Genomic DNA, 19565 nt, shown 5'->3' with positions numbered 1-19565 from the left:
ACTCACCAGCGCGGGTACGGTTCCCGCCTGGCTGCGGCTGACGCCGTGACCTGGGGGCAGGGGGGTGTAGGGAGCTGTCCGTCGGTCCGGAAACAGACACCGATCTGCAGGTCGGTGACCGCGTGATGGCGATCGTCATCCCCATCGACCCCTCCGGCGGTGCCTACGCGCAGTACGTCGTCCTCGACGCCCGGCAGGTCGTCAAGGCCCCCGCCGGAACCACCCATGCCCAGGCCGCCACCCTTCCGATGAACGGGCTGACCGCACGCCGCGCCCTCGACGTACTCGGCTTGGCCCCCGGCGACTGGATCGCCGTCACCGGCGCCGCAGGCGCCATGGGCGGCTACGTCGTACAACTGGCCAAGGCGGACGGGCTGCGCGTCGTGGCCGACGCGGCTCCCGCAGACGAGGAACTGGTGCGCTCACTGGGCGCCGACCGAATCGTCAGCCGAGGACCGGGCGTGGCCGCGCGCATCCTCGAGGTTGTCCCCGGCGGCGTGGAAGCCATCGTGGATTCCGCGGTCATGGGCCCCGAGGTGCTCCCCGCCATCCGGCCCGGAGGTCAGCTCGCCCTCGCGCGCAGCGAGGGAGAACCCGGCACGACCCCACATCGTCCGGAACGTCTTCGTACCCGACTACCGCCATGCCAACGACAAGCTCAACGACCTGCGCGCGCTCGCAGAGGAAGGCCGCATCTCACTGCGGGTCGCAGCCGAATATCCCGCCGACCAGGCAGTCGAGGCCCATCGCCGTTTCGAAGCAGGCGGCGTACGCGGCCGGCTGGTCCTCACCTTCTGACAGCCCGAACCCGCCGGTCGGCGTACATACCTGTCGGACTGACGCGCGTGTTTCGCGTGTACCTTCCGTCCGGGTCATGTCCCCTTTCGCGCTCTCGTCCCGTCGCCGGGATCTCAGGGAGTCATCTCGCGAAGGAGATATCCGTGACAGCGAAGTCCGCAGCCGCGGCAACACGGGCCACCGTGTTCGGCTACCCCCGTCAGGGTGGGAACCGGGAACTGAAGAAGGCGATCGAGGGCTACTGGAAGGGCGGCGTCACGGCCGATGCCCTCCGGGAGACCGCAGCCGGTCTGCGCCGCACGAACTGGCGGCAGCTCGCCGAAGCCGGCATCACCGAAGTGCCCACCGGTGACTTCTCGTACTACGACCACGTCCTGGACACCACGGTCATGGTCGGCGCCATCCCCGAGCGCCACCGCGAGGCCGTGGCCGCCGACGCCCTCGACGGCTACTTCGCCATGGCGCGCGGCACCAAGGACTCTGCGCCGCTGGAGATGACGAAGTGGTTCGACACGAACTACCACTACCTCGTCCCCGAACTCGGCCCGGAGACCGTCTTCGTCGCCGACTCCTCCCAGCAGGTCTCGGAGGTAGAGGAGGCCCTGGCGCTCGGGCTGACGCCCCGGCCGGTCCTGGTCGGCCCGGTTACCTACCTCCTGCTCGCCAAGCCCGCGCCCGAAGCTCCGGCCGACTTCGAACCGATCTCGCTGCTCGACCGGCTGCTGCCGGTCTACGCGGAGGTTCTCGCCGACCAGCGGGCGGCGGGTGCCGGCTGGGTCCAGATCGACGAACCGGCTCTCGTCCAGGACTGCGGCACTGCCGAACTCGACGCCGCTGAGCGCGCGTACGGGCAGCTCGGCGGTCTCACGGACCGGCCAAAGCTCCTGGTAGCCTCCTACTTCGACCGGCTCGGGGAGGCCCTACCCGTGCTGGTCAAGGCACCGGTGGAGGGCCTGGCGCTCGACTTCACCGAAGCGGCCGCCGCCAACCTGGACGCGCTCGCCGCCGTGGGCGGTCTGCCGGGCAAGCGCCTGGTGGCAGGCGTCGTCAACGGACGCAACATCTGGATCAACGACCTGGAGAAGTCCCTCACCACTCTTGGCACCTTGCTGGGACTCGCAGACCGGGTCGACGTGGCGGCCTCGTGCTCTCTGCTGCATGTGCCGCTCGACGCTGCTGCCGAGCGCGACATCGACCCGCAGATCTTGCGCTGGCTGGCCTTCGCACGGCAGAAGACCGCTGAGATCGTCACCCTCGCCAAGGGACTGAGCCAGGGCACCGGGGCCATCGCCGGGGAACTCGTCGCCAACCGGGCCGCCCTGGCGTCCCGTACCTCGTCGCCGATCACCCACGATCCGGCCGTGCGGGCACGGGCCGCCGCGGTTACCGAGTCCGACGCCCACCGCTCGAAGCCGTACGCCGAACGTGCGGTCGCCCAGCGCGCCCACCTCGGACTGCCCCTGCTGCCGACCACCACCATCGGATCCTTCCCGCAGACCACACAGATCCGCACGGCGCGGGCCGACCTGAAGGCGGGACGGATCGACGAGGCCGCGTACGAGGAGCGCATCAAGGCCGAGATCGGCGACGTGATCGCCTTCCAGGAGAAGGCCGGCCCGGACGTCCTGGTGCACGGCGAGGCCGAACGCAACGACATGGTGCAGTACTTCGCCGAGCAGCTCACCGGCTACCTGGTCACCCGGCACGGCTGGGTGCAGTCCTACGGCACCCGCTACGTCCGCCCACCGATCCTGGCCGGCGACATCTCGCGACCTGAGGCGATGACGGTCCGGTGGACGGCCTACGCCCGGTCGCTCACCGACCGCCCGGTCAAGGGCATGCTCACCGGCCCGGTCACCATGCTCGCCTGGTCCTTCGTCCGCGACGACCAGCCGCTGGGCGACACCGCCCGACAGGTCGCCCTCGCCCTGCGCGACGAAGTCACCGATCTGGAAGCCGCCGGCACCTCCGTCATCCAGGTCGACGAACCAGCACTGCGCGAGACCCTGCCACCGCGGTCGGCGGACCGTGCGGGGTATCTGGCCTGGGCCACCGAGGCGTTCCGGCTGATGACCAGCAGCGTGCGCCCGGACACCCAGATCCACACCCACATGTGCTACGCCGAGTTCGGCGACATCGTCGCAGCCATCGACGACCTCGACGCCGACGTCATCAGCCTGGAAGCCGCCCGCTCCCACATGCAGGTCGCCCGCGAACTCGCCGCCCACGGCTACCCCCGCGAGGCGGGACCAGGCGTGTACGACATCCACTCGCCGCGCGTTCCGGGCGTGAAAGAGTGCGTTGTGCTGATGCGTAAGGGGCTCGAGGCCATCCCCGCAGAACGGCTGTGGGTGAACCCCGACTGCGGCCTGAAGACCCGCGGCTGGCCCGAGACCCGCGCCTCCCTGGAGAACCTGGTCGCCGCGGCCCATACGGTACGCTCCGAGCTCACCACGTCCTGACGCGCCGGGTGGCCGGGCGGATGCGCGCCGCGTTCCGCCCGGCCGTCCCTTGCCCACTCGGACGGGGCCTACGGCCAGACGGCAACTGCGGCAGATCGTGGTGGACGGGGAGAACGTGATCGTCCTGCGCGTCGGGGAGTTCGAGAACTTCGCGACGATGCGCCGTCGGCTGGGCGGCCAGGGCGCGCCTCAGGAACCTGCGGCACACCGGCTCGTGGCCCCCGAGCACCTCGGCCGACCGTCCGTCAGGTCACCGCCTGGCTGACCCGCAGCCCCGAGCGACTCACCCAGGTCGACGAGCTCCGCGGACTGCGGCGAATCCCGGCCTGGTCATGCTGGTGTCACCGAGCGGCCTCCCAGGCCGTCCACAACCCGGCGTACACACCACCGGCATCAACCAGCTCTCTATGGGTGCCGGTCTCGATGATCCGGCCGCGCTCCATCACCATGATCCGGTCGCAGGTTGCTGCTTGGGAGAGACGGTGCGCGACCACGACTCCGGTGCGCCCAGCGAGGACAGCGTCAGCGGCGCGGTCGAGCTGTCCGGCGTAGGTGGAGCCGGCCTCGGCGGTCGCTTCGTCGAGGATCACCAGGTCAGCGTCGCTGAGCAGCAGGCGGGCGAGGGCGAGTTGCTGCGCCTGTGCGTCGGTGAGCGGGTGTCCGCCGACACCTAGCAGGGTGTCCAACCGGTCGGGGAGAACATCGAGGATCGATGCAGCGCCGGTGGCTTCCAGCGCTGTATGGAGGTCGCGGTCGCTGGCCCCGGGCGCGGCGAGGGTGAGGTTGTCGCGCAGGGTGCCCGCGAAGACGTGGACCTCCTGGGTGATCATCGCGGTACGGCTGGGGCGAGTCACCCTCCCGGCCTCAGGTAGGTGGGTACCGGCGACCACGCCGGCGAGCGTGGTCTTGCCTGCCCCGGACACGCCGACGACCGCCACGCGCTGACCGGACGGGATGTCGAGGGTGATGTCGTCGAGCACCCGTTGCCCCTCGCCGTAGCGGAATGAGACCTTGTCGAGCTGTACGGCGGTGCTCACGGTCTGCGCTGCAACATCCGACGAGCCGAACGGAATCGTGACGACCCCGATCATGCGGCTCAGCGATGCGAGGGCGGACTGGAGGGTGTCGATGACCAGCAGCAGCTGGTTGACCGGTCCGAGCAGGCGTAGCACGAGCAGCATGGCGGTGGTGGCGCCGCCGACGGTCGATGCGTTGTGGTCGATGAGGACGAAGCCGACGACGAGTACAGCGGCTAGGCTCAGGCACTCCCCGAGGTTGAGCCGGGCGTTGAGCATGCTCAGCACGGTGCGTGCGCGCAGCGACTGCCCCGCGACGCGCCAGGAGTTCGCCATCACAGCCCGGTGCCGTTGCTCGGCGAGCCCGAAGCCGAGCACCGTGGCGTAGCCGCGCTGGGACTCGAGGATCTGCTGGGCACGCGCGCTCATCGCCGTGCGCTCGGCGCGGTAGACCCCCAGCCCGGTGCGCAAGTACCACCGCACGGCCAGCGCGTAGACCGGTAGCACGACGGCGAGGGCGGCCGCGTAGGGCCATTCCAGTGCCGCGAGCCCGCCGAGCGACACGACGATGGTGAATGCGGTGACGGTGAGCACCGGGATCACGGCGGGGGCGGCGTCGGCGACGGCGGTGACGTCGTCGCTGGACCGCGAGATGAGGTCTCCGGTGCCGACGCGCTCGACGAGGTGCTGTGGGAGCGTCATCGCGTGGCCCACGAGCTGCTCGCGCAGCGCGGCGAGGATGGAGTGGTAGACGCGGGTGGCGAGCACGATCGTCAGCGCGATGCCCGCAGCACCGAGGACTGCCGAGAGCGCCATGACGACGGTGACCGTCAGCACGGTGGCGAGGTCGGCGGTGCCGGCCTGCACGCGGTCGACGAGGAATCCGATCGCCACGGAAACGGCCAGGTCGACGCCGGTGCTGACGATCCCCAGCACCCCTGTCGCGGCGAGCCGGAGCCGGTACCCGCGGCTGAGCCGCCACACCTGCCTGACCGTCTCGCGGCCGCTCGCGACCGGCAGCCCGGGCGACCCGGCATCGGTAGCCGCGGTCTCGGCCACGGCCCAGGTGCCGCTCACTGCGCCGTCCTTGAAAGCACGGGTACCTCGTCAGGCACCTCGACGACGCGGTCGCAGGCAGCGAGCAGCGCCGGGGACGAGGCGATCAGCAGCGTCGAGCGGCCTGCCCGGACACCGCGCAGCCGGCCCGCGATCGTGTGCTCGGTGACCGAGTCGACCGCGGTCGTCGGGTCGTGCAGCACGAGCACCGGCGCGTCGCTCGCCAGGGCGCGGGCGAGCGCGACCCGCTGGCGCTGGCCGCCCGAGAGCCGGTTGCCGCCCTCGCCGACCGGGACGTCGAGGTCGGCCGCGAAGTCGCCGCAAGCGGCCGCTCGCACCGCGGCGTCCACTCGCTCGGGCGCGCCCGCGATCACGGCGACGTTGTCGCGGAGGGTGCCGCTGAACAGCGTTGCGCGGTGCGGCGCGACGGTGACCCGGGAGCGGTACTCGACCGGCGACAGCTCCCGCGCCGCGATCCCGTCCAGCCGCGCCTCGACCCCTCCCCCGGCCCGCGGGTCCAGCAGCGCCTCGACGACACGGGCGGCGGTCCGGTCGTCGGCGCGCACGCCCACGAGCTCGCCGGGCTCGACCCGGATCGTCACGCCGGGCCCGGAGACGCGCGGCACGACCACGTCCAGCTCCGGCAGCGCGCTGACCTCCCGCCGAAACGCGTCATCGGGCCCCGCCGTCGACGGGGCGTTGTCCCGCAGCACGTCGAGGACACGCACGGACGAGGCGCGGGCGCCGGCGAGGTTGGGGATGGACGTGCTCGCGATCGCCTGGATCTGCGGCAGCAGTGCCTGGGCGAGGCCGACGGCGGTGATCAGCCCGCCGATGCTGAGCTGTCCGTCGACGGCGAACCAGCCCGCCAGCCCCACCACCGCGGCGACGAATGTGCCGCTGACCGCGCCCGAGCCCGTGAGGAACCTCCCCAGCAGGCCCGCGTTGCGCCTGGCGCCGGCAAGGGTCTCCTGGCTTGCCCGCCGGTACCGGCTGGTCGCCTCGGCCTCGGCACGCATCCCCTTGATCACCCGGTAGCCGGCGACCAGGTCCGTGGCCTGTCCGACCGTGGAGGCCAGCAGCTCCTGGTACTCGCGTGTGTCCCGGGAGAGCCGCCGGCTGAGCACGCCCATCGTCCAGACCGCGACCGGCGCTCCGAACAGCACCACGAGTCCGAGCAGCCAGTGCGTCGCCAGCAGCGAGACCGCGATGAATCCGATGGCTGTGACCCTCGAGACCGGGATGATCGTCAGGATCACCGCGTTGGACAGGCGCGCGACGTCGTTCGTCATCACCGAGACCACGGTGCCGTCCGGTGCACGGCCGGTGCCGCCGACCGGGTGCAGCACGCCCGTGGAGAGGGTGCCGCGGAGTAGGTGCTGCAGTACCTGCACCGCATGGGCGGTCAGCCGCAGCGAGAACCTCGCCGCCGACGTCAGCGCGACGTAGAGGGCCACCAGCACGCCGAGCCACAGGACCAGTTGTCCCTCATCCCCGGTCGCGACGGCCCCGTCGATCGCGAGTCCCATCACCACCGGGACGGCGGACTCGCCCACCTGCCACACGATCGCCAGCAGCATCGCGGGAACGCTGACTCGCCTCACCGAGAAGATCACGCGCAGCAGGAACCGGCCCGGGGTGGTCCCCGGCCCGCACTCGAACGGCCGCGCACCGAGCGGCTCGGCGGGAGCGAGCAGGAACACCGGCAGCCGGCGGGTCAGTGGTCCCCGCCCCAGTCCTGCGGTGTCGGCGCGCGGGAAACGCAAGGAGTTCCTCATGTCTGGCTCCGATCCATGCTCCTGAGCGGGAAGCACCAGAGCAGGGCATCGGCGAGGATTCCTCGCCACCATGCGTAGTCGTGTCCGCCGGCGAACTCTGTGTAGAGGGTGTCGTAGCCCTTCCCGGTGAGTACGTGGTCCAGCCAACGGCTGTGGGTGTTCGAGCTCTCCAGCTCACCGACGTCGTGGAAGATGCGGATCGGTGCCGTTTCTGCGGCCAGGTAGTCGGCGATCAGTGTCGGTACGGGGGTGCGGCGCAGCAGTTCACCTGACCCGGTGCCCCACCTGAGGTCAGGGTGGTACCCGCACGAGGGGGATTGGAGGATGGCGTTGCCGAACGCCGTCGGGTGGTGGAGCGCTGTCCAGCCGGCGCACAGACCGCCGAAGCTCTCGCCGGCCAGCGCGACGTCACCGGGGTCCCGCGAGAGCGGATACCGCAGGTGGAGCCACGGCAGCAGTTCCTGGACCAGCATCTGGGAGAACGCCGGGTTGCAGAGCAGCTCTTTGTCGCGCTGCGGTGCGGGCTGATCGACGAGGACCATCACGCAGGGTCGGATCAGTCCCGCCCGGACCAGGGCGTCACGTACGCTCGGCGCGCTGTGGTCCGGTGTCCCGTCCAGGTGGATCACGAAGGGCAGTGCGCTCTCTTCCGAGAACTCCCCCGGGGGCATCGAGACCCAGATGCGGCGATCGTCTCCGAGGAACTCGCTCGTCAGCACGGCAGCTTCCACTGCCGGGGCCGGCCGCGCTTCGGCCTGATCGAGAAAGGGCAGCGGAACCGCGTCGGGCAGCACTGCCACCGAGGCCCCGGAGAACCGCTCGACCGAGCACTGCGAGAACCTCGGTGGCGGGTTGAACGGGTCCGGGACCCGTTCGCCCACACCCGTCGGCCCACGTCGTACGAACACGTACGAGAAGCGCAGGTCGGAACGCATCCGCAGAGTGTGAACGCGGAACGGCGTCCCGGCCACCGAGGCGAACTCCCCCTCGATCGGGTTGAAGCCGATTCTGGGGCCGATCACCACCGAGAGGGTGACCGTCGTGTCGGCCCCGGGCTCGTCGACGAACGTCACCTCCACCTCGTCCGCAGAGACCCGCTCGACCAGCGGTGCACCCGTCTCCTTGAGGTGTCGTCTGAACCGTTCCGGGCTCCACTGACCGGTCGACAGCTTCTCGACCAACGGATCAGCCATTTCTCGCACTCTCCATGCCGGTGTGGTCAGCGGACCTTTGTCGGGTTCGTTCGCGGCCGAGCGGCACCACCTGGGGGCTGCCGGCCACCGGATCGGGCACCACCAGGCAGCGCAGACCGAACACCTCCTCGACGAGCTCGGCCGTGACGACCTCGTCCGGAGTGCCCTCGGCGACCACGGCGCCGTCCTTCATGGCGATCAGGTGGGTGCCGTAGCGGGCGGCGTGGTTCAGGTCGTGCAGCACGGCGACCAGGGTGTGGCCGACGTGGTGCAGGTCGGTGAACAGCTCCATCAGCTCGATCTGGTGAGTGATGTCGAGGAAGGTGGTCGGTTCGTCGAGCAGCATGATGTCGGTGTGCTGCGCCAGCGCCATCGCCACCCACACCCGCTGGCGCTGCCCGCCCGACAGTTCGTCCACCAGGCGCCCGGACAGGTCGGCGACCGAGGTCTGGCGCATCGCCCTGAGCACGGCCTGCTCGTCGTCCTCGGTCCACTGCCGGATGAACCCCTGGTGGGGGTACCGTCCCCGGGCCACGAGGTCGGCGACGGTGATCCCGTCCGGGGCGATCGAGGTCTGCGGCAGCAGCCCGACCCGCCGCGCCACCTCCTTGGTCTTGTAGGAGTTGATGTCGGCACCGTCGAGGACGACCTGCCCGGCCGAGGGCTTGCGCAGTCGGGACAGGCTGCGCAGCAGGGTGGACTTGCCGCACGCGTTCGGGCCGACGATGACCGTGAACGACTCGTCAGGGATCGCCACCGAGAGGTTCTGGGAGATGATCCGCTTGTCGTAGCCGATCGTCGCCGACTCCACACGCAGGCGCGCGGTGCCGGGCTGGGTTGCGCTCACAGGCGTCTCCTGGCTTCGGTGAACAGCAGGTATCCGAGGTAGCCGCCGCCGAGCACGACGGTGATGATGCCGACCGGCAGCGGGGTGGGGGCGACGTGCTGGGCGAGGTAGTCCGATGCCAGACACAGCAGTGCGCCGACGAAGGCGGCGGGGGCGAGGGTGATCCCGGCGGTGCGGGCGAGCCGGCGTCCGATCTGCGGGGCGACCAGGGAGATGAACGCGATCGGCCCCGACGCGGCCGTGACCGTCGCCGTCAGCGCCACTCCCACCAGGATCAGGCCCAGGCGTGCGGGCGAGACCCGTACCCCTTGCGAGGCGGCCGCGTCGTCACCCAGCTCCATCTGCCGCATCGGCCGGCTCGACATCCCGGCCAGCAGCAGGAGTCCGGCGATGCAGGCTCCTCCGACGGTGACCTGGTTCCAGGACACGCCGTTGAGCGACCCGGCACCCCACGCGGCCGCGGACATCGCCTGGTCCAGGTCGGCTTTGAGGATCAGCCAGGTGTTGAGCGACTCGAGCATCGCCGCGACGCCGATGCCGACAATGATCAGCCGGAACCCCTGCACCCCTCGTCGGTAGGCGAGCACGTACACGGCGACGGCGGTGGCCATCCCACCCAGCAACGCTCCGCCGACCAGTTGCACGTAGGTGCCGTTGACGACCAGGATGACGATCAGTGCGCCGGTGTAGGAGCCTTGGGTGAACCCGACGATGCCGGGGTCGGCGAGAGGGTTGCGCAGCAGTGACTGGAAGACCGCCCCGCTCACCCCCAGGGCTGCGCCGAACACCACCGCCGCGGTCACCCGGGGCAGCCGCCACTCGACCACGATGTCGTGGACAATGCCGGTCTCCCGGCCGGTCAGGGCGGAGAGCACCTGCCCGGGGCTCAGCGCGTACGAGCCGGTCATCAGCGCGAGCACCGCCGTACCGGCGATCGCGACCGCGAGCACCGCGCAGACAACGACCGAGCGCCAGCGAAGCAGTATCGCGATCCGCCGGTGCCGCAGCACCAGCACCCGCCGGCCGAAGTCCACCGGCGGAATGTGCGTGTTCATAGTCCGCTCGATTTCTTCCGCCGCACCAGCGCGACGAGAACGGGGGCGCCGACGAAGGCGGTGACGATACCCACGGGGATCTCGCCGGGTCTCATCACGACGCGGCCGAGGATGTCGGAGACCAGCAGCAGGCTCGGGGCGAGGAGGATGCTGTAGGCGAAGATCCAGCGTTGGTGCGGGCCGACGATCCAGCGGGCCACGTGCGGCACCATGAGGCCGACGAATCCGATGGGTCCGGCGATCGCGGTGGCGCCGCCGGCGAGGAAGGCGAGTGCGATCACCGCCAGCGCACGGGTACGTACCAACCGGACCCCTTGGGCGACCGCCAGCTCGTCGCCCAGGGCCAGAGCGTTGAGCGGGCCCGACACCGCGAAGGCCAGAACGAGCGCCACCGCGAAGAACGGCAGGACCGGCCACACGACGTCGAGCGGGCGGCCCGCGATCGACCCGGCGTTCCAGTTGCGCATCGCGTCGAAGGCGTCCGGGTCGGTCAACTGGAGCGCCTCTCGGGCGCCGCCGAGCACGGCGCTGACGCAGACTCCGGCGAGCACCATGACCACCGGCGAGGAGCCCTGCCGTGTCGACCCGAAGGCGAGCACCAGGAGTGTGACGATCAGTGCTCCCGCGAACGCGAACCACATGTAGCCCTGGACGTCGCGGACGCCGACCAGGCCCACGGCGACCGTCACCGCGAAGGACGCACCGGCATGGACGCCGAGGACACCCGGATCGGCCAGGGGATTGCGGGTGAGCGCCTGGATCAACGCGCCCGACAGACCGAGGGCTACGCCGACGACCAGACCCACGATCGTGCGCGGCAGCCGGAAGTCGCGGATCGCGAACTGGTCGGTGTCGGCCGAGGAGTGGAACAGCGCGTCCCACACCACGGACGGCGCGATCGCCGTAGAACCGATCATGACACTCAGCACCAGCAGGACCGCCAGTACCACCAGCGCGACAACTAGGCCGAGCAGACGACGCCGCGGTCCGGGCACCGTCTCGGTGCCCGGACCGTCCTGCCGCAGGGCGAGGGCTGTCACTGCTTGCCGGGGAGGGTCGCCAGTGCGCTGTCGAGCGAGTCCAGGTACTGGTTGACGGGCCCGTAGGAGTTGTTGCCGGGGCAGAAGACTCCCAGTGCTCGACCGGAGCTCACGGCGGGCAGCGCCTTCCAGGTGTTGGTCTTGACCACCGGCTCGAAGGGCTCTGTCGGCTTGCCGTCGGCGTCGACCGGGTAGGTGATCACGTCGTACTTGGCCAGCTCACTGATCTGCTCGAACGGCAGGGACTCGTAGGCCAGGGGGTCCTTGCCCTCGGCCGCCTCGGGGAGGTCCAGGCCGATGTCGTCCCGGGCGATTTCGGAGCAGCCGATGTCCGCGATGTAGAACGTCCCGGGATCGCTCCAGTCTCCGCGGGAGACGTCGACGAACGAGCCGTCCTTGATGATCTCGCTGTAGGTCTCCTGGATCTTGGCGACCTTCTCCTTGAACTCCGCCTTCTGCCGGCTGAGCCCATCCGCTACGTTGCCGGCCTCCGCGATCGCGTCGGCGAAGGCCTTCCACTCGGTGTCGAGTCCCCAGTTCACGGTCGGGGCGACTGTCTCGAGTTGCTTGCCGACCTTGTCCCAGTCATCCGAGGAGAACTGGACCAGGATGAGGTCCGGCTTGAGGGCGGCGAGCTTCTCGACGTCCACCTCGCCACCGCTGCTGCCGACGATCTCGGCCGCCTCGTACGCGGCCCTCTGTTCCTTCGGCAGTACGTCGAGGTCGGAGTCGGACACCTCGGTGACGCCCACCGGCTTGCCACCCAGATCGATGAAGGGGAGGTTCGTGTTGCCGATCGTGACGATTCGCCGGGGGTCGGCGGGAATCTTGATGGTGCCGTTCTCGGCCTTGACGCTGCGGGTCCCGGCGGACTTGTCGCTGCGGGTCTCGGCGGCCTTGTCGCCGGTGTCGTCGCTGTCACTGCCGCAGGCGGTGAGGACGAGTGACGCGCTCATCAGTGCGGCGGCAAGGGCTGCGCCGCGTCTTATCAGGGAGGTGTTGCTCATGGATGTTCTCTTCTTCTCTCTTCTTCTCGGTGTGGAGGGGTTCAGTCGGCGGTGGAGCGGAGCAGCTCATGGACGGTGGCGCCCAGGCCGACGGTGTGCGCCGCCTGGCGCGTGAGGCCGGCCCGGGCGATGACGGCGTCCAGTTCCGCCGCGGTGCGAAGGCCGGCGCCGTGGCAGACCAGGCCGATCAGGTCTTCCTCGCCGTCGTGCTCGTCGAGTTCGTCGGTGTCGAAGACCTCCTCGATCAGCAGCACCCGTCCGCCGGGGACGAGATTCTCGGCTGCCCGGCGCAGTGCGTGAGCGGCGTCGGCGTCGGCCAGGGTCTTGAAGGCGCGGCTGATGAGCACGGCGTCGGCTGCCGGGCTGGGCTCGAAGACGGACTGCTCCAGCACGCTGACCCGCGTGCGTTGCTGCTCGTCGGGAATCGTGGCGGGCAGGTCGCGGCGCAGCCAGTCGGCCTGGGCGGGCAGGGCGCAGATCGTCACGCGCAGGCTTTCGTGGGCTGCGACGTACTCACGGGCGTGGGCGCCCGCGCCACCGGAGTGGATCACCAAGTGCCTGACTCCGACGAGCAGGTCGGACGTGGCGATCGGTTCGGCCAGTGCGGGCTGGAACTTCGCCAGGCGCTCCAGATGACGGTCCTCGTAGTCCTGCTCGGCCCGCACGTCGGCGAAGGTCTGGCCGGTGACCGAGGCGTAGGCGGGCCGGCCGGTGCGGACCGACTCCGTGAGGCCGTGGATCCCGAGCAGCGCACGACCGACCACCCCGGCGGAGTGGAGCCGATCGGTGATGAACTCGAGAGTAAGGACGTCGCCGACCGGCGTCAGGGCGTAGTGACACGGTTCCGTCTCGGTCACCACGTCCAGGGTGTGCAGGTACCGCAGCAGCTTGCCCAGAGCGCGCTCGTCGGCGCCGGCCTTGGCGGCCAGCTCGGTCACGCCGGTCACACCGCGGGAGAGCAGATCGGGAACGCCCAGCTCGACGGCGGTGCGGACCGCGATCGGCGCGACAAGCTCGGTCAGGTCGTGGAGCTTCTGGAACGGGGTGACCGTCCTGTCCGGGTCGGGTACCGCCCCGTCGGTCTTCGAAGCGACGACTTCGGAGCGACGCCAGTAACCGGCGAAGTCGATGTCCTCCTTGGGCACGCCACGGTCCTCGACCAGGTGCCGGCGGATGTCCCGGACGGCCGTGTGCTCGCCGGCCAGCCACACGAACGCCTGGCCGGACCACCACTGCGCACTGCGGACGGTCTCGGTGAGCAGCGACACGGTCCGGGCCGTTGCGCCGGGGCGGACCAGCCACGTCACGTCGACCCCGGGCAGCTCGCGCAACTCCTGGCGGTGGGTGTCCTCGGCGATCTCGATGAACACCTGCGCCCGGGCGTCTGGCGGGAGCTCGTCGAGCAGGCGGCCGATCGCGGGGAGTGCGGTGTCGTCGCCTGCCACGAGCAACCAGTCGGCGCCGGTCGGGAACGCCTTGGACGTGCTCGGGCCGCTGATGTGGATCCGGTCACCCGGCTGGGTGCGATAGGCCCACGTCGTTCCCGCGCCCACCCCGTGCTTGACGAAGTCCACGTCCAGCTCGGCGGCCTCGGGGTCCCACCGGCGGACCGTGTAGGCCCTCGACAGCGGTCGAGGATCCTTGGGCGCGATCAACTTGGCCTCGCCCTGGACCGGGAGCGCCGGATCGCGCCGACCTGGGTACGGGAAGTAGAACGCGAGGTCGTCGTCGAAGCCCGGGGACTCGAAGGCCGGCCGCGCGAAGCCGTCCGCCGTGGTGAACGCACGCAACTGTTCGCCGCTCAATGTGACCCGCCGCATCCCCGTGGTGATGTCGACCGTCCGGACCACCTCGACCTCACGCAGGGTCGGCGGGTGCACGGTGAGTCGGCGCGAGGTCTTGGGCATGCGGGAACTGACCTTTCCGGTCGCTTCGAGGGCAGGAGTCGCGCACCGGCATCGGGAGGGCGCGCACTGCTAAGGTTAGGCACACCTTACCTTCGATGGTGTGCGTAGACTGCCGCATGGTTAGGACATGGTGGTTCACTCCTCGTTCGCCGCAGGCGCCGGCGACCCGCCGCCGATTCCGACCGCGCGGTTGGGTTCGGCAGACGCACCCGTTCGACCGCTGCTGCTCTGGGTGCGCACTGGCGCGGCGCGAGTGCGCCTCGACGGCGGTCCGGTGCTCCGCCTCACAGCCGGTGAAGGGGCATGGATTCCCGCAGATGGCTGGGCGGAGCGGGCGGTCATCACTGAGCCAGGCACTGTCGCCTTCCCGCTGTGGCCCCACGCCGGCGTCGGCGCCTGGGGGCTGTCGGAACTGACGCGGTTCGACGTTCCCGATGGCTGGCAGGACTGGTTGATCCAGCTCTTCAACCTGCAGGTCACTCCGTTCAGCGGCCGCGGGTACTCCCCCGAGGCGATCGAGGAGCTCCTTCGGCGTCCTGGCTCGCGCTCGCCGGCGCCCGTCGCAGTCGGGCGAAATACGAGCTCAGAGGGGTTCGCCTCGCCGGCGATGCCGCGAGCCATCGGCGCGAGAGCAATCGCCGAGGAACTGATTCGCGACCCCGCGCTCGACCTCACGGTCGAGCAATGGGCTTCGCGGGTGCTCTCCAGCGCACGCACCCTTCGCCGTGACTTCCTCGCCGACACCGGGCTCACATTCGATCAGTGGCGGCTGTTCTGCCGACTCGGCGCCGCCGTGGAGTTCCTCGCCGCCGGTTACGACGTGGACCAGGTGGCCGCTCGAGTGGGCTTCGCCAGCCGCAACGGCCTCACGCGGGCCTTCAAGGGACGGTTCGGACTGACCCCCCACGAGTTCGGACGGAAGCTCTCCGCCCGACCTGGCGCCGGCGGGCTGACACAACGGGCAGCGGCGGCACGGCAGACAGACGACCTGATCCGGATGATGCGCAAGACGGACACTCCCGCCGCGCCCGAAATGCTGCCCGCAGCCAGCACGCCGTCGCACACCAACGACATCCACGTCCTCAGCTGGATGTATCGAGGCAGCGGGTACCTGGACATCGGCGACCAGCGCTACGAACGGGAGCGAGGGGTAGCGACCTGGATCCCCGCGCAAATGGAGCACGTCACCGGCCTCCGCGAGAACTCCGTCTCCCTGCCACTGGGCAACGCCAGTACCGGCGACCTCCAACTGACCGTGCCGCTGCAAGTGCGGTTCTCCCCCGCGTGGGACGACTACTTGATGTTCTGCTCGATCAGCGCCCGGTCCGGACTGCGCCCTGACGACCACAACCCCCGCCACATCCTCGACCTGTTCGCGGAACAGGTTGCCGCGCAGCGAGCGCTGTCGGTGCCGATGCCCACGAATCCGCGCGCGCGTGCTGTCGCGATGGAGTGCTTGCGTCGTATCGGCGAGCCCGGCGGGACGCATCATGTCGATGTCGGTGCCGAGATCCACCGTGCCTTCCGTGACGAGACAGGTATGACACTGAGTCGCTGGCGCTATGCCGCCCGCATGCGCATCGCTCGCGACCTGCTCGCCGGGGGCGCGCCGCCCAGCGCCGTCGCGCGCCGGATCGGGTACGCCCACCTACCCACGTTCAGCGCCGCATTCTCCCGCTTCCACGGACTGTCCCCGCGCGACTACCAGCAGCGCGAGTCCGAATCGCCTGCGCCTCGATGACGGCCGGCAGGGGCCGGCCCGCGGGTCCGGGGCTCATCCCTGCTCACCAGCCGACGTTGAGGCGCTCATACGGCGGCTGAAAGCATACGAATCGCAGACTGCTCGGGTCAGGGTCGGAAAACTGCCCGAAGACGACTACTGCACAACGCGACGCCGTGGAGGTTCATACAGCACCTCGCAATGTCAAAAGGACTCCTCGGCGAGGGCCAGTCGCTTCAGGGCCGGCTCGGGCAGCTCGGGATCCCGCAGGCCGACGTAGCGCACGTGGGAATCCGGTGCGTCGGCAAGCGTACGCAACATGTGGCGAGGAAAGTTGGGGTGCTCGATGAGAGCCGGAATGCCACATGCCCGCAGTCCAGGTACGTCAAGCGTTCGGCCAGCGGCGCTTCGCTCAGCCAGCCCGGGCTGACCGGGTTCCAAGCCAGCGCGACCTCGGCCTCGCTGCTGCCGATCGTCCACGTCCAGGAGCCGGGCCACCACGTCAGCGGTCAGGTGCGGGTTTTCGGCGACGGCCTGCCGAACGTCCTCGTCGTCCCCGTCCCGCGTGAGCGCGAGGAAGTGCTCCCATGTGAGCGCTCCCCACTCCGCGTGCAGGGACTACAGGCGCTCCTGCGCGAGCAGGAACAGCACGCCTGAGGACGGGAACCGGAAGAACGCGAGCAGCTGGAGCGGGAGCGGTGGGAGGCGTCCGTGTTCAGTGTGGACGTAGCACTGCCACGTTCATGCCTGCACGATGACTGGGCGGTTCCCAGTCTGCCGACCGGAGCACGCGTTGATCTCGGCTGCAGCCCAAACGTCATAGCGCTACTGCCCGCGGCCCCCAGGTGCGCTCATCTATTGCTGGCCTCGCACAATCCTGTGTGTCACACCTCGGTGGCAGACTGGCGGCACAACGAAGCTTCGGAAGGGCAGTTTGATGCGGCAGGGTCACCCGTCGGCCGTCCCTGCTCGGGGGTGGCTGGTGCCACGGGGGGGAGATGCGCGGCTGTGATATTCGACAGTCTTGATGTGTCGTACGGCGACATGTGGGGTTCCCAGCAGGGGATGACTCATCCGGACCCGATGTCGCGCGCGGTCGCGGCACGCAGACATGCTGCCGGGATGGAGTACGCGGTTCTGCTGTCTGCGCGGGAACGGCCGCTGGCACTGGTCGAACGCTGGCCGCGCCGGATGTGGCGTGTGTATCTGTTCGACGACAGGTCCTGGCGCGTGCAGATGATCGACTTCAAGCCGCACAGCACGGGGATGTTGTTGGCTCACCGGAACACCCGATGGCAGTTTTCCGACGAGCAGGAGCACTGGTCCTCGAGGTGGGATGTTCAGGAGACCACGACCGTCTCGGCCGACGGGCAGGTCGAGGTGAGGTCCGAGTTCGCCGGGCCGAGGGGAGCACTGCACGCTCTGGCAGCCGGCCCGTCGGGCGTCCCCGTGCGGCGGTTCCCGGCGGCCATCGAAGGCTTCCTCTGCCCCGTACCGAAGTTCGGCGACTGGCAGGTGTTCGCGCCGTTCCTCGCCCAGCAGGGCCACGAGCCCGCCACGACCGTAGTCCTGAACGACGTGTCGGTGGACGAAGGTTCGGGACCGCTGCGCGCCACCGGAATCGAGCAACTGTTCAGCCCGGGCGCGTGCGACACTCCGGATGGGCCGGCCGTCGTCGAGCCCGTTGACGCCGGCCTGCTGCGGATCACCTCAGGGCAGCTGGCGGTCTCGGACCCCGGCTGGATCGGAGAGACCCCGCGGATCGTCACTGTGCCACCAGGCGAGTACCCGGTCACGCTCTCGCTTGTGCGCACCACACACGGGACCAGTGTCGCCGCGGCCAGGGTGACGTGCCTGGACATCCCGCCCCGCGAGTGGGAAATGGCCCTCCGGCCCGACGAGGACCTCGGGCTCCTCGGCCAGGGCCAGTTCTACGGGGTCGGCGTGGACACCGGCACAGCGGCTTTCATGGATGCGACTCGCACAGTGATAGAAGACCGACTGGACGAGGACCTGTTCATACCCCTCGACAGCCACTTCAGCGTCGAACTGCCCAGCACGGAAACCGAGCCGAACCTCATCGCCTTCCGCGCCGGCCGGGGCGACGGGGCCTACCCCGTCTGGATCGGCCGCACCGACGACGGACAGGTCGGTTGCGTCGTCATCGACTTCCAGCTCCATTCCGCCAACGGGCGAGAGTAGTGAGCCGCCGGCCATCGACACAAACCCCGACGCCGGGGTGCCGGATCAGCCGGGCGGCCGGCGGCTCGGCCTTACGCGTCGGGAGCACATCGACCAAGCGATGGTCTTCGACGCTGGTCAGGACGGTGGGGTAGGTCTGGCCAAGGCGGATCGCGAAGTCATCCACACCAAACACCCTCGGAGTACCGGACCGTGGTCGGGCAGTGCCATAATCCTGCGCAACGGTCATTCTTCCTGCGCCGAAGCCCATCTGGGCCGCCAGCCGCGCGTCGGCCCGCGCGGCCAGGGCCAGCCCCACTTTCGCTGCAAGGCGCGGTTGAGTCGCATGGATCGCGCGTGCGGGACAGTCAGCCGGGAGAACGGCTCCGCGAACGTCCGGCGTGGGCAGCCGGCCGACCCCCAGATGAAGCGCCGGACTGCCAGCCGGATCACGAAGCCCCGGTCAGCCTGAGGGAGGTCCATCAGGCTGCGCTGATAACGGTCGTAGACTCGGCCCGAGAAGCCACCGCAGTCCGGACTTGCAGCGTGACCTGCGCGGCCTCTCGCCACCACCTCGGCTGTGCCGAAGGCCCGAAGCGCCTCGACATCCACCTCGTCGATCCCGTCGAACACCAGCGAGTCCCAGAACAGCGCATCGGTCAGCACGACCAGCACCATCACTGTCCCCCGCTTGGTGCGGCTCTTCCTACTTCCTGTCCCCAGGTCCCGAGGCGTACACCAGGGCATCGAACGCCGCTCGGGCCTCGGCGATACGGTGGCGCCACTGCTCGCTTCGCAAGGCCGCGGTGTCCCACTCGATCACCGGTTCGGAGTCAGTCGTGCAATACCCGTAGACCTGGTGGGCCATCTGGTCGGTGAGAAGTTCGCCGTAGTGGAACGTCCCCTCGAAAGCTGCCCAGGCTACTGCCCGCGTGTCTGCGCATACCCGCCGAAGTGCTGCTCGCGTGTACTCACGCAGATCGAGTGAGGTGTCCTCGAAGTCGATGTCGTACGACACCAGACCCAACCGTTCGATGGCTTCAGGTTGCTCCAGCACAGGGAACCGCAGGAGCGCGTCAGGCACCAACCCCGCGAGATGAAAAGCCTCCTCCGGCAATGGCGTGTTGCCAGCGCCGACGACGAACACACTTACCGAGGCCGGACCCCGCCAACACAGCAAGTCACGTATCCCACCTGCCATCGTCATTGCGGCCTCCCACCCTGCGTCTGCCTCCCAAGTATGTACGGGTCTCCTGCACGACGGGACTATACAAAGCAAACGCCTTCGGAGACGGCCTGCGGCGAGATGACGCTCCGTTACCACCGAATGGTGAGACAGGCCCGTCTATTAGACACTCCCGAACTTGGGGAACCCCCTGCCACACTCGGCGGTCACCGAGTCGAGGTGGACGGGGGGGTGCCTCTATGTCCTTCGTCAAGCCTGTGCTGGTCACGCGGTGGCTGTTGCGGATGGGCGCGGTTCGTAGAAGGTGCCGTCGCGGAGC

Annotated in this window: 15 protein-coding genes; 5 read left to right on the top strand and 10 right to left on the bottom strand. The window is 69.6% G+C overall.

Features of this window, described 5'->3' with window-relative positions; genetic code table 11:
* Window positions 1-483: 483 nt before the first annotated feature.
* Together ACZ7MY_RS37150 and metE are read left to right on the top strand one after the other, a co-directional pair.
* Complete coding sequence (locus ACZ7MY_RS37150) at window positions 484-798, top strand: zinc-binding dehydrogenase (RefSeq protein WP_499609145.1); 315 nt, start codon at window positions 484-486, stop codon at window positions 796-798.
* Window positions 799-941: 143 nt separating this feature from the next.
* Entirely contained in the window at window positions 942-3260 is a 2319-nt protein-coding gene (metE, locus tag ACZ7MY_RS37145; RefSeq protein WP_499609143.1) for a 5-methyltetrahydropteroyltriglutamate--homocysteine S-methyltransferase, read from the top strand.
* A 341-nt stretch (window positions 3261-3601) separates the two neighbouring features.
* On the opposite strand, the gene ACZ7MY_RS37140 is transcribed toward metE, so the two are convergent.
* The 8 genes from ACZ7MY_RS37140 to ACZ7MY_RS37105 are packed head-to-tail and all read right to left on the bottom strand — an operon-like array spanning window position 3602 to window position 14159.
* Window positions 3602-5353, bottom strand: coding sequence for an ABC transporter ATP-binding protein (locus tag ACZ7MY_RS37140; protein ID WP_499609140.1), 1752 nt, complete (start codon window positions 5351-5353; stop codon window positions 3602-3604).
* Window positions 5350-7110, bottom strand: a complete 1761-nt coding sequence (locus ACZ7MY_RS37135) for an ABC transporter ATP-binding protein (protein ID WP_499609137.1) — start codon at window positions 7108-7110, stop codon at window positions 5350-5352. Before ACZ7MY_RS37135 ends, ACZ7MY_RS37140 begins: the two co-directional genes overlap by 4 nt.
* Window positions 7107-8291, bottom strand: coding sequence for an alpha/beta hydrolase (locus tag ACZ7MY_RS37130; RefSeq protein ID WP_499609135.1), 1185 nt, complete (start codon window positions 8289-8291; stop codon window positions 7107-7109). The genes ACZ7MY_RS37135 and ACZ7MY_RS37130 overlap by 4 nt, the downstream gene beginning before the upstream one ends.
* A gap of 4 nt (window positions 8292-8295) precedes the next feature.
* Window positions 8296-9150, bottom strand: coding sequence for an ABC transporter ATP-binding protein (locus tag ACZ7MY_RS37125; protein WP_499609133.1), 855 nt, complete (start codon window positions 9148-9150; stop codon window positions 8296-8298).
* Window positions 9147-10205 carry a FecCD family ABC transporter permease gene (locus ACZ7MY_RS37120; RefSeq protein WP_499609131.1) on the bottom strand — a complete coding sequence of 353 codons (1059 nt, stop codon included), beginning with the start codon at window positions 10203-10205 and terminating at the stop codon, window positions 9147-9149. Before ACZ7MY_RS37120 ends, ACZ7MY_RS37125 begins: the two co-directional genes overlap by 4 nt.
* The gene (locus tag ACZ7MY_RS37115; protein ID WP_499609129.1) at window positions 10202-11245 is read right to left on the bottom strand and encodes a FecCD family ABC transporter permease; all 1044 of its coding nucleotides are present in this window, start codon (window positions 11243-11245) and stop codon (window positions 10202-10204) included. Before ACZ7MY_RS37115 ends, ACZ7MY_RS37120 begins: the two co-directional genes overlap by 4 nt.
* A complete protein-coding gene (locus ACZ7MY_RS37110) occupies window positions 11242-12252 on the bottom strand; it encodes an ABC transporter substrate-binding protein (RefSeq protein WP_499609127.1) in 1011 nt (336 codons plus the stop codon). The genes ACZ7MY_RS37115 and ACZ7MY_RS37110 overlap by 4 nt, the downstream gene beginning before the upstream one ends.
* Before the next feature lie 41 nt (window positions 12253-12293).
* On the bottom strand, window positions 12294-14159 hold the full coding sequence (locus ACZ7MY_RS37105; protein ID WP_499609124.1) for an SIP domain-containing protein: 1866 nt from the start codon (window positions 14157-14159) through the stop codon (window positions 12294-12296).
* Window positions 14160-14286: 127 nt separating this feature from the next.
* Here ACZ7MY_RS37105 and ACZ7MY_RS37100 point away from each other — a divergent pair, with 127 nt between their 5' ends.
* From ACZ7MY_RS37100 to ACZ7MY_RS37090, 3 genes are all read left to right on the top strand, one after another.
* The gene (locus tag ACZ7MY_RS37100; protein ID WP_499609121.1) at window positions 14287-15900 is read left to right on the top strand and encodes a helix-turn-helix domain-containing protein; all 1614 of its coding nucleotides are present in this window, start codon (window positions 14287-14289) and stop codon (window positions 15898-15900) included.
* Between the two features lie 318 nt (window positions 15901-16218).
* Window positions 16219-16536, top strand: a complete 318-nt coding sequence (locus ACZ7MY_RS37095; protein ID WP_499609118.1) for a hypothetical protein — start codon at window positions 16219-16221, stop codon at window positions 16534-16536.
* Window positions 16537-16887: 351 nt separating this feature from the next.
* Window positions 16888-18081: a DUF4241 domain-containing protein gene (locus ACZ7MY_RS37090; protein WP_499609115.1), complete on the top strand. Its 1194-nt coding sequence runs from the start codon at window positions 16888-16890 to the stop codon at window positions 18079-18081.
* Window positions 18082-18306: 225 nt separating this feature from the next.
* Here ACZ7MY_RS37090 and ACZ7MY_RS37085 read toward each other — a convergent pair whose 3' ends face one another.
* Together ACZ7MY_RS37085 and ACZ7MY_RS37080 are read right to left on the bottom strand one after the other, a co-directional pair.
* Window positions 18307-18738 (bottom strand): hypothetical protein, encoded by a 432-nt coding sequence (locus tag ACZ7MY_RS37085; RefSeq protein ID WP_499609112.1) that lies wholly within the window; start codon window positions 18736-18738, stop codon window positions 18307-18309.
* Between the two features lie 28 nt (window positions 18739-18766).
* The gene (locus ACZ7MY_RS37080; RefSeq protein WP_499609109.1) at window positions 18767-19207 is read right to left on the bottom strand and encodes a hypothetical protein; all 441 of its coding nucleotides are present in this window, start codon (window positions 19205-19207) and stop codon (window positions 18767-18769) included.
* Window positions 19208-19565: the final 358 nt, after the last annotated feature.

The sequence above is a fragment of the Streptomyces sp. NPDC111520 genome (genome assembly GCF_055635295.1).
This window is presented reverse-complemented; position numbering and strand designations above follow the sequence as displayed.

Coding starts and splice junctions, on each gene's coding strand:
- ACZ7MY_RS37135 (WP_499609137.1), bottom strand. CDS start 7,110: ATGAGGAACTCCTTGCGTTTCCCGCGCGCCGACACCGCAGGACTGGGG.
- ACZ7MY_RS37120 (WP_499609131.1), bottom strand. CDS start 10,205: ATGAACACGCACATTCCGCCGGTGGACTTCGGCCGGCGGGTGCTGGTG.
- ACZ7MY_RS37110 (WP_499609127.1), bottom strand. CDS start 12,252: ATGAGCAACACCTCCCTGATAAGACGCGGCGCAGCCCTTGCCGCCGCA.
- ACZ7MY_RS37105 (WP_499609124.1), bottom strand. CDS start 14,159: ATGCCCAAGACCTCGCGCCGACTCACCGTGCACCCGCCGACCCTGCGT.
- ACZ7MY_RS37100 (WP_499609121.1), top strand. CDS start 14,287: ATGGTGGTTCACTCCTCGTTCGCCGCAGGCGCCGGCGACCCGCCGCCG.
- ACZ7MY_RS37085 (WP_499609112.1), bottom strand. CDS start 18,738: ATGGTGCTGGTCGTGCTGACCGATGCGCTGTTCTGGGACTCGCTGGTG.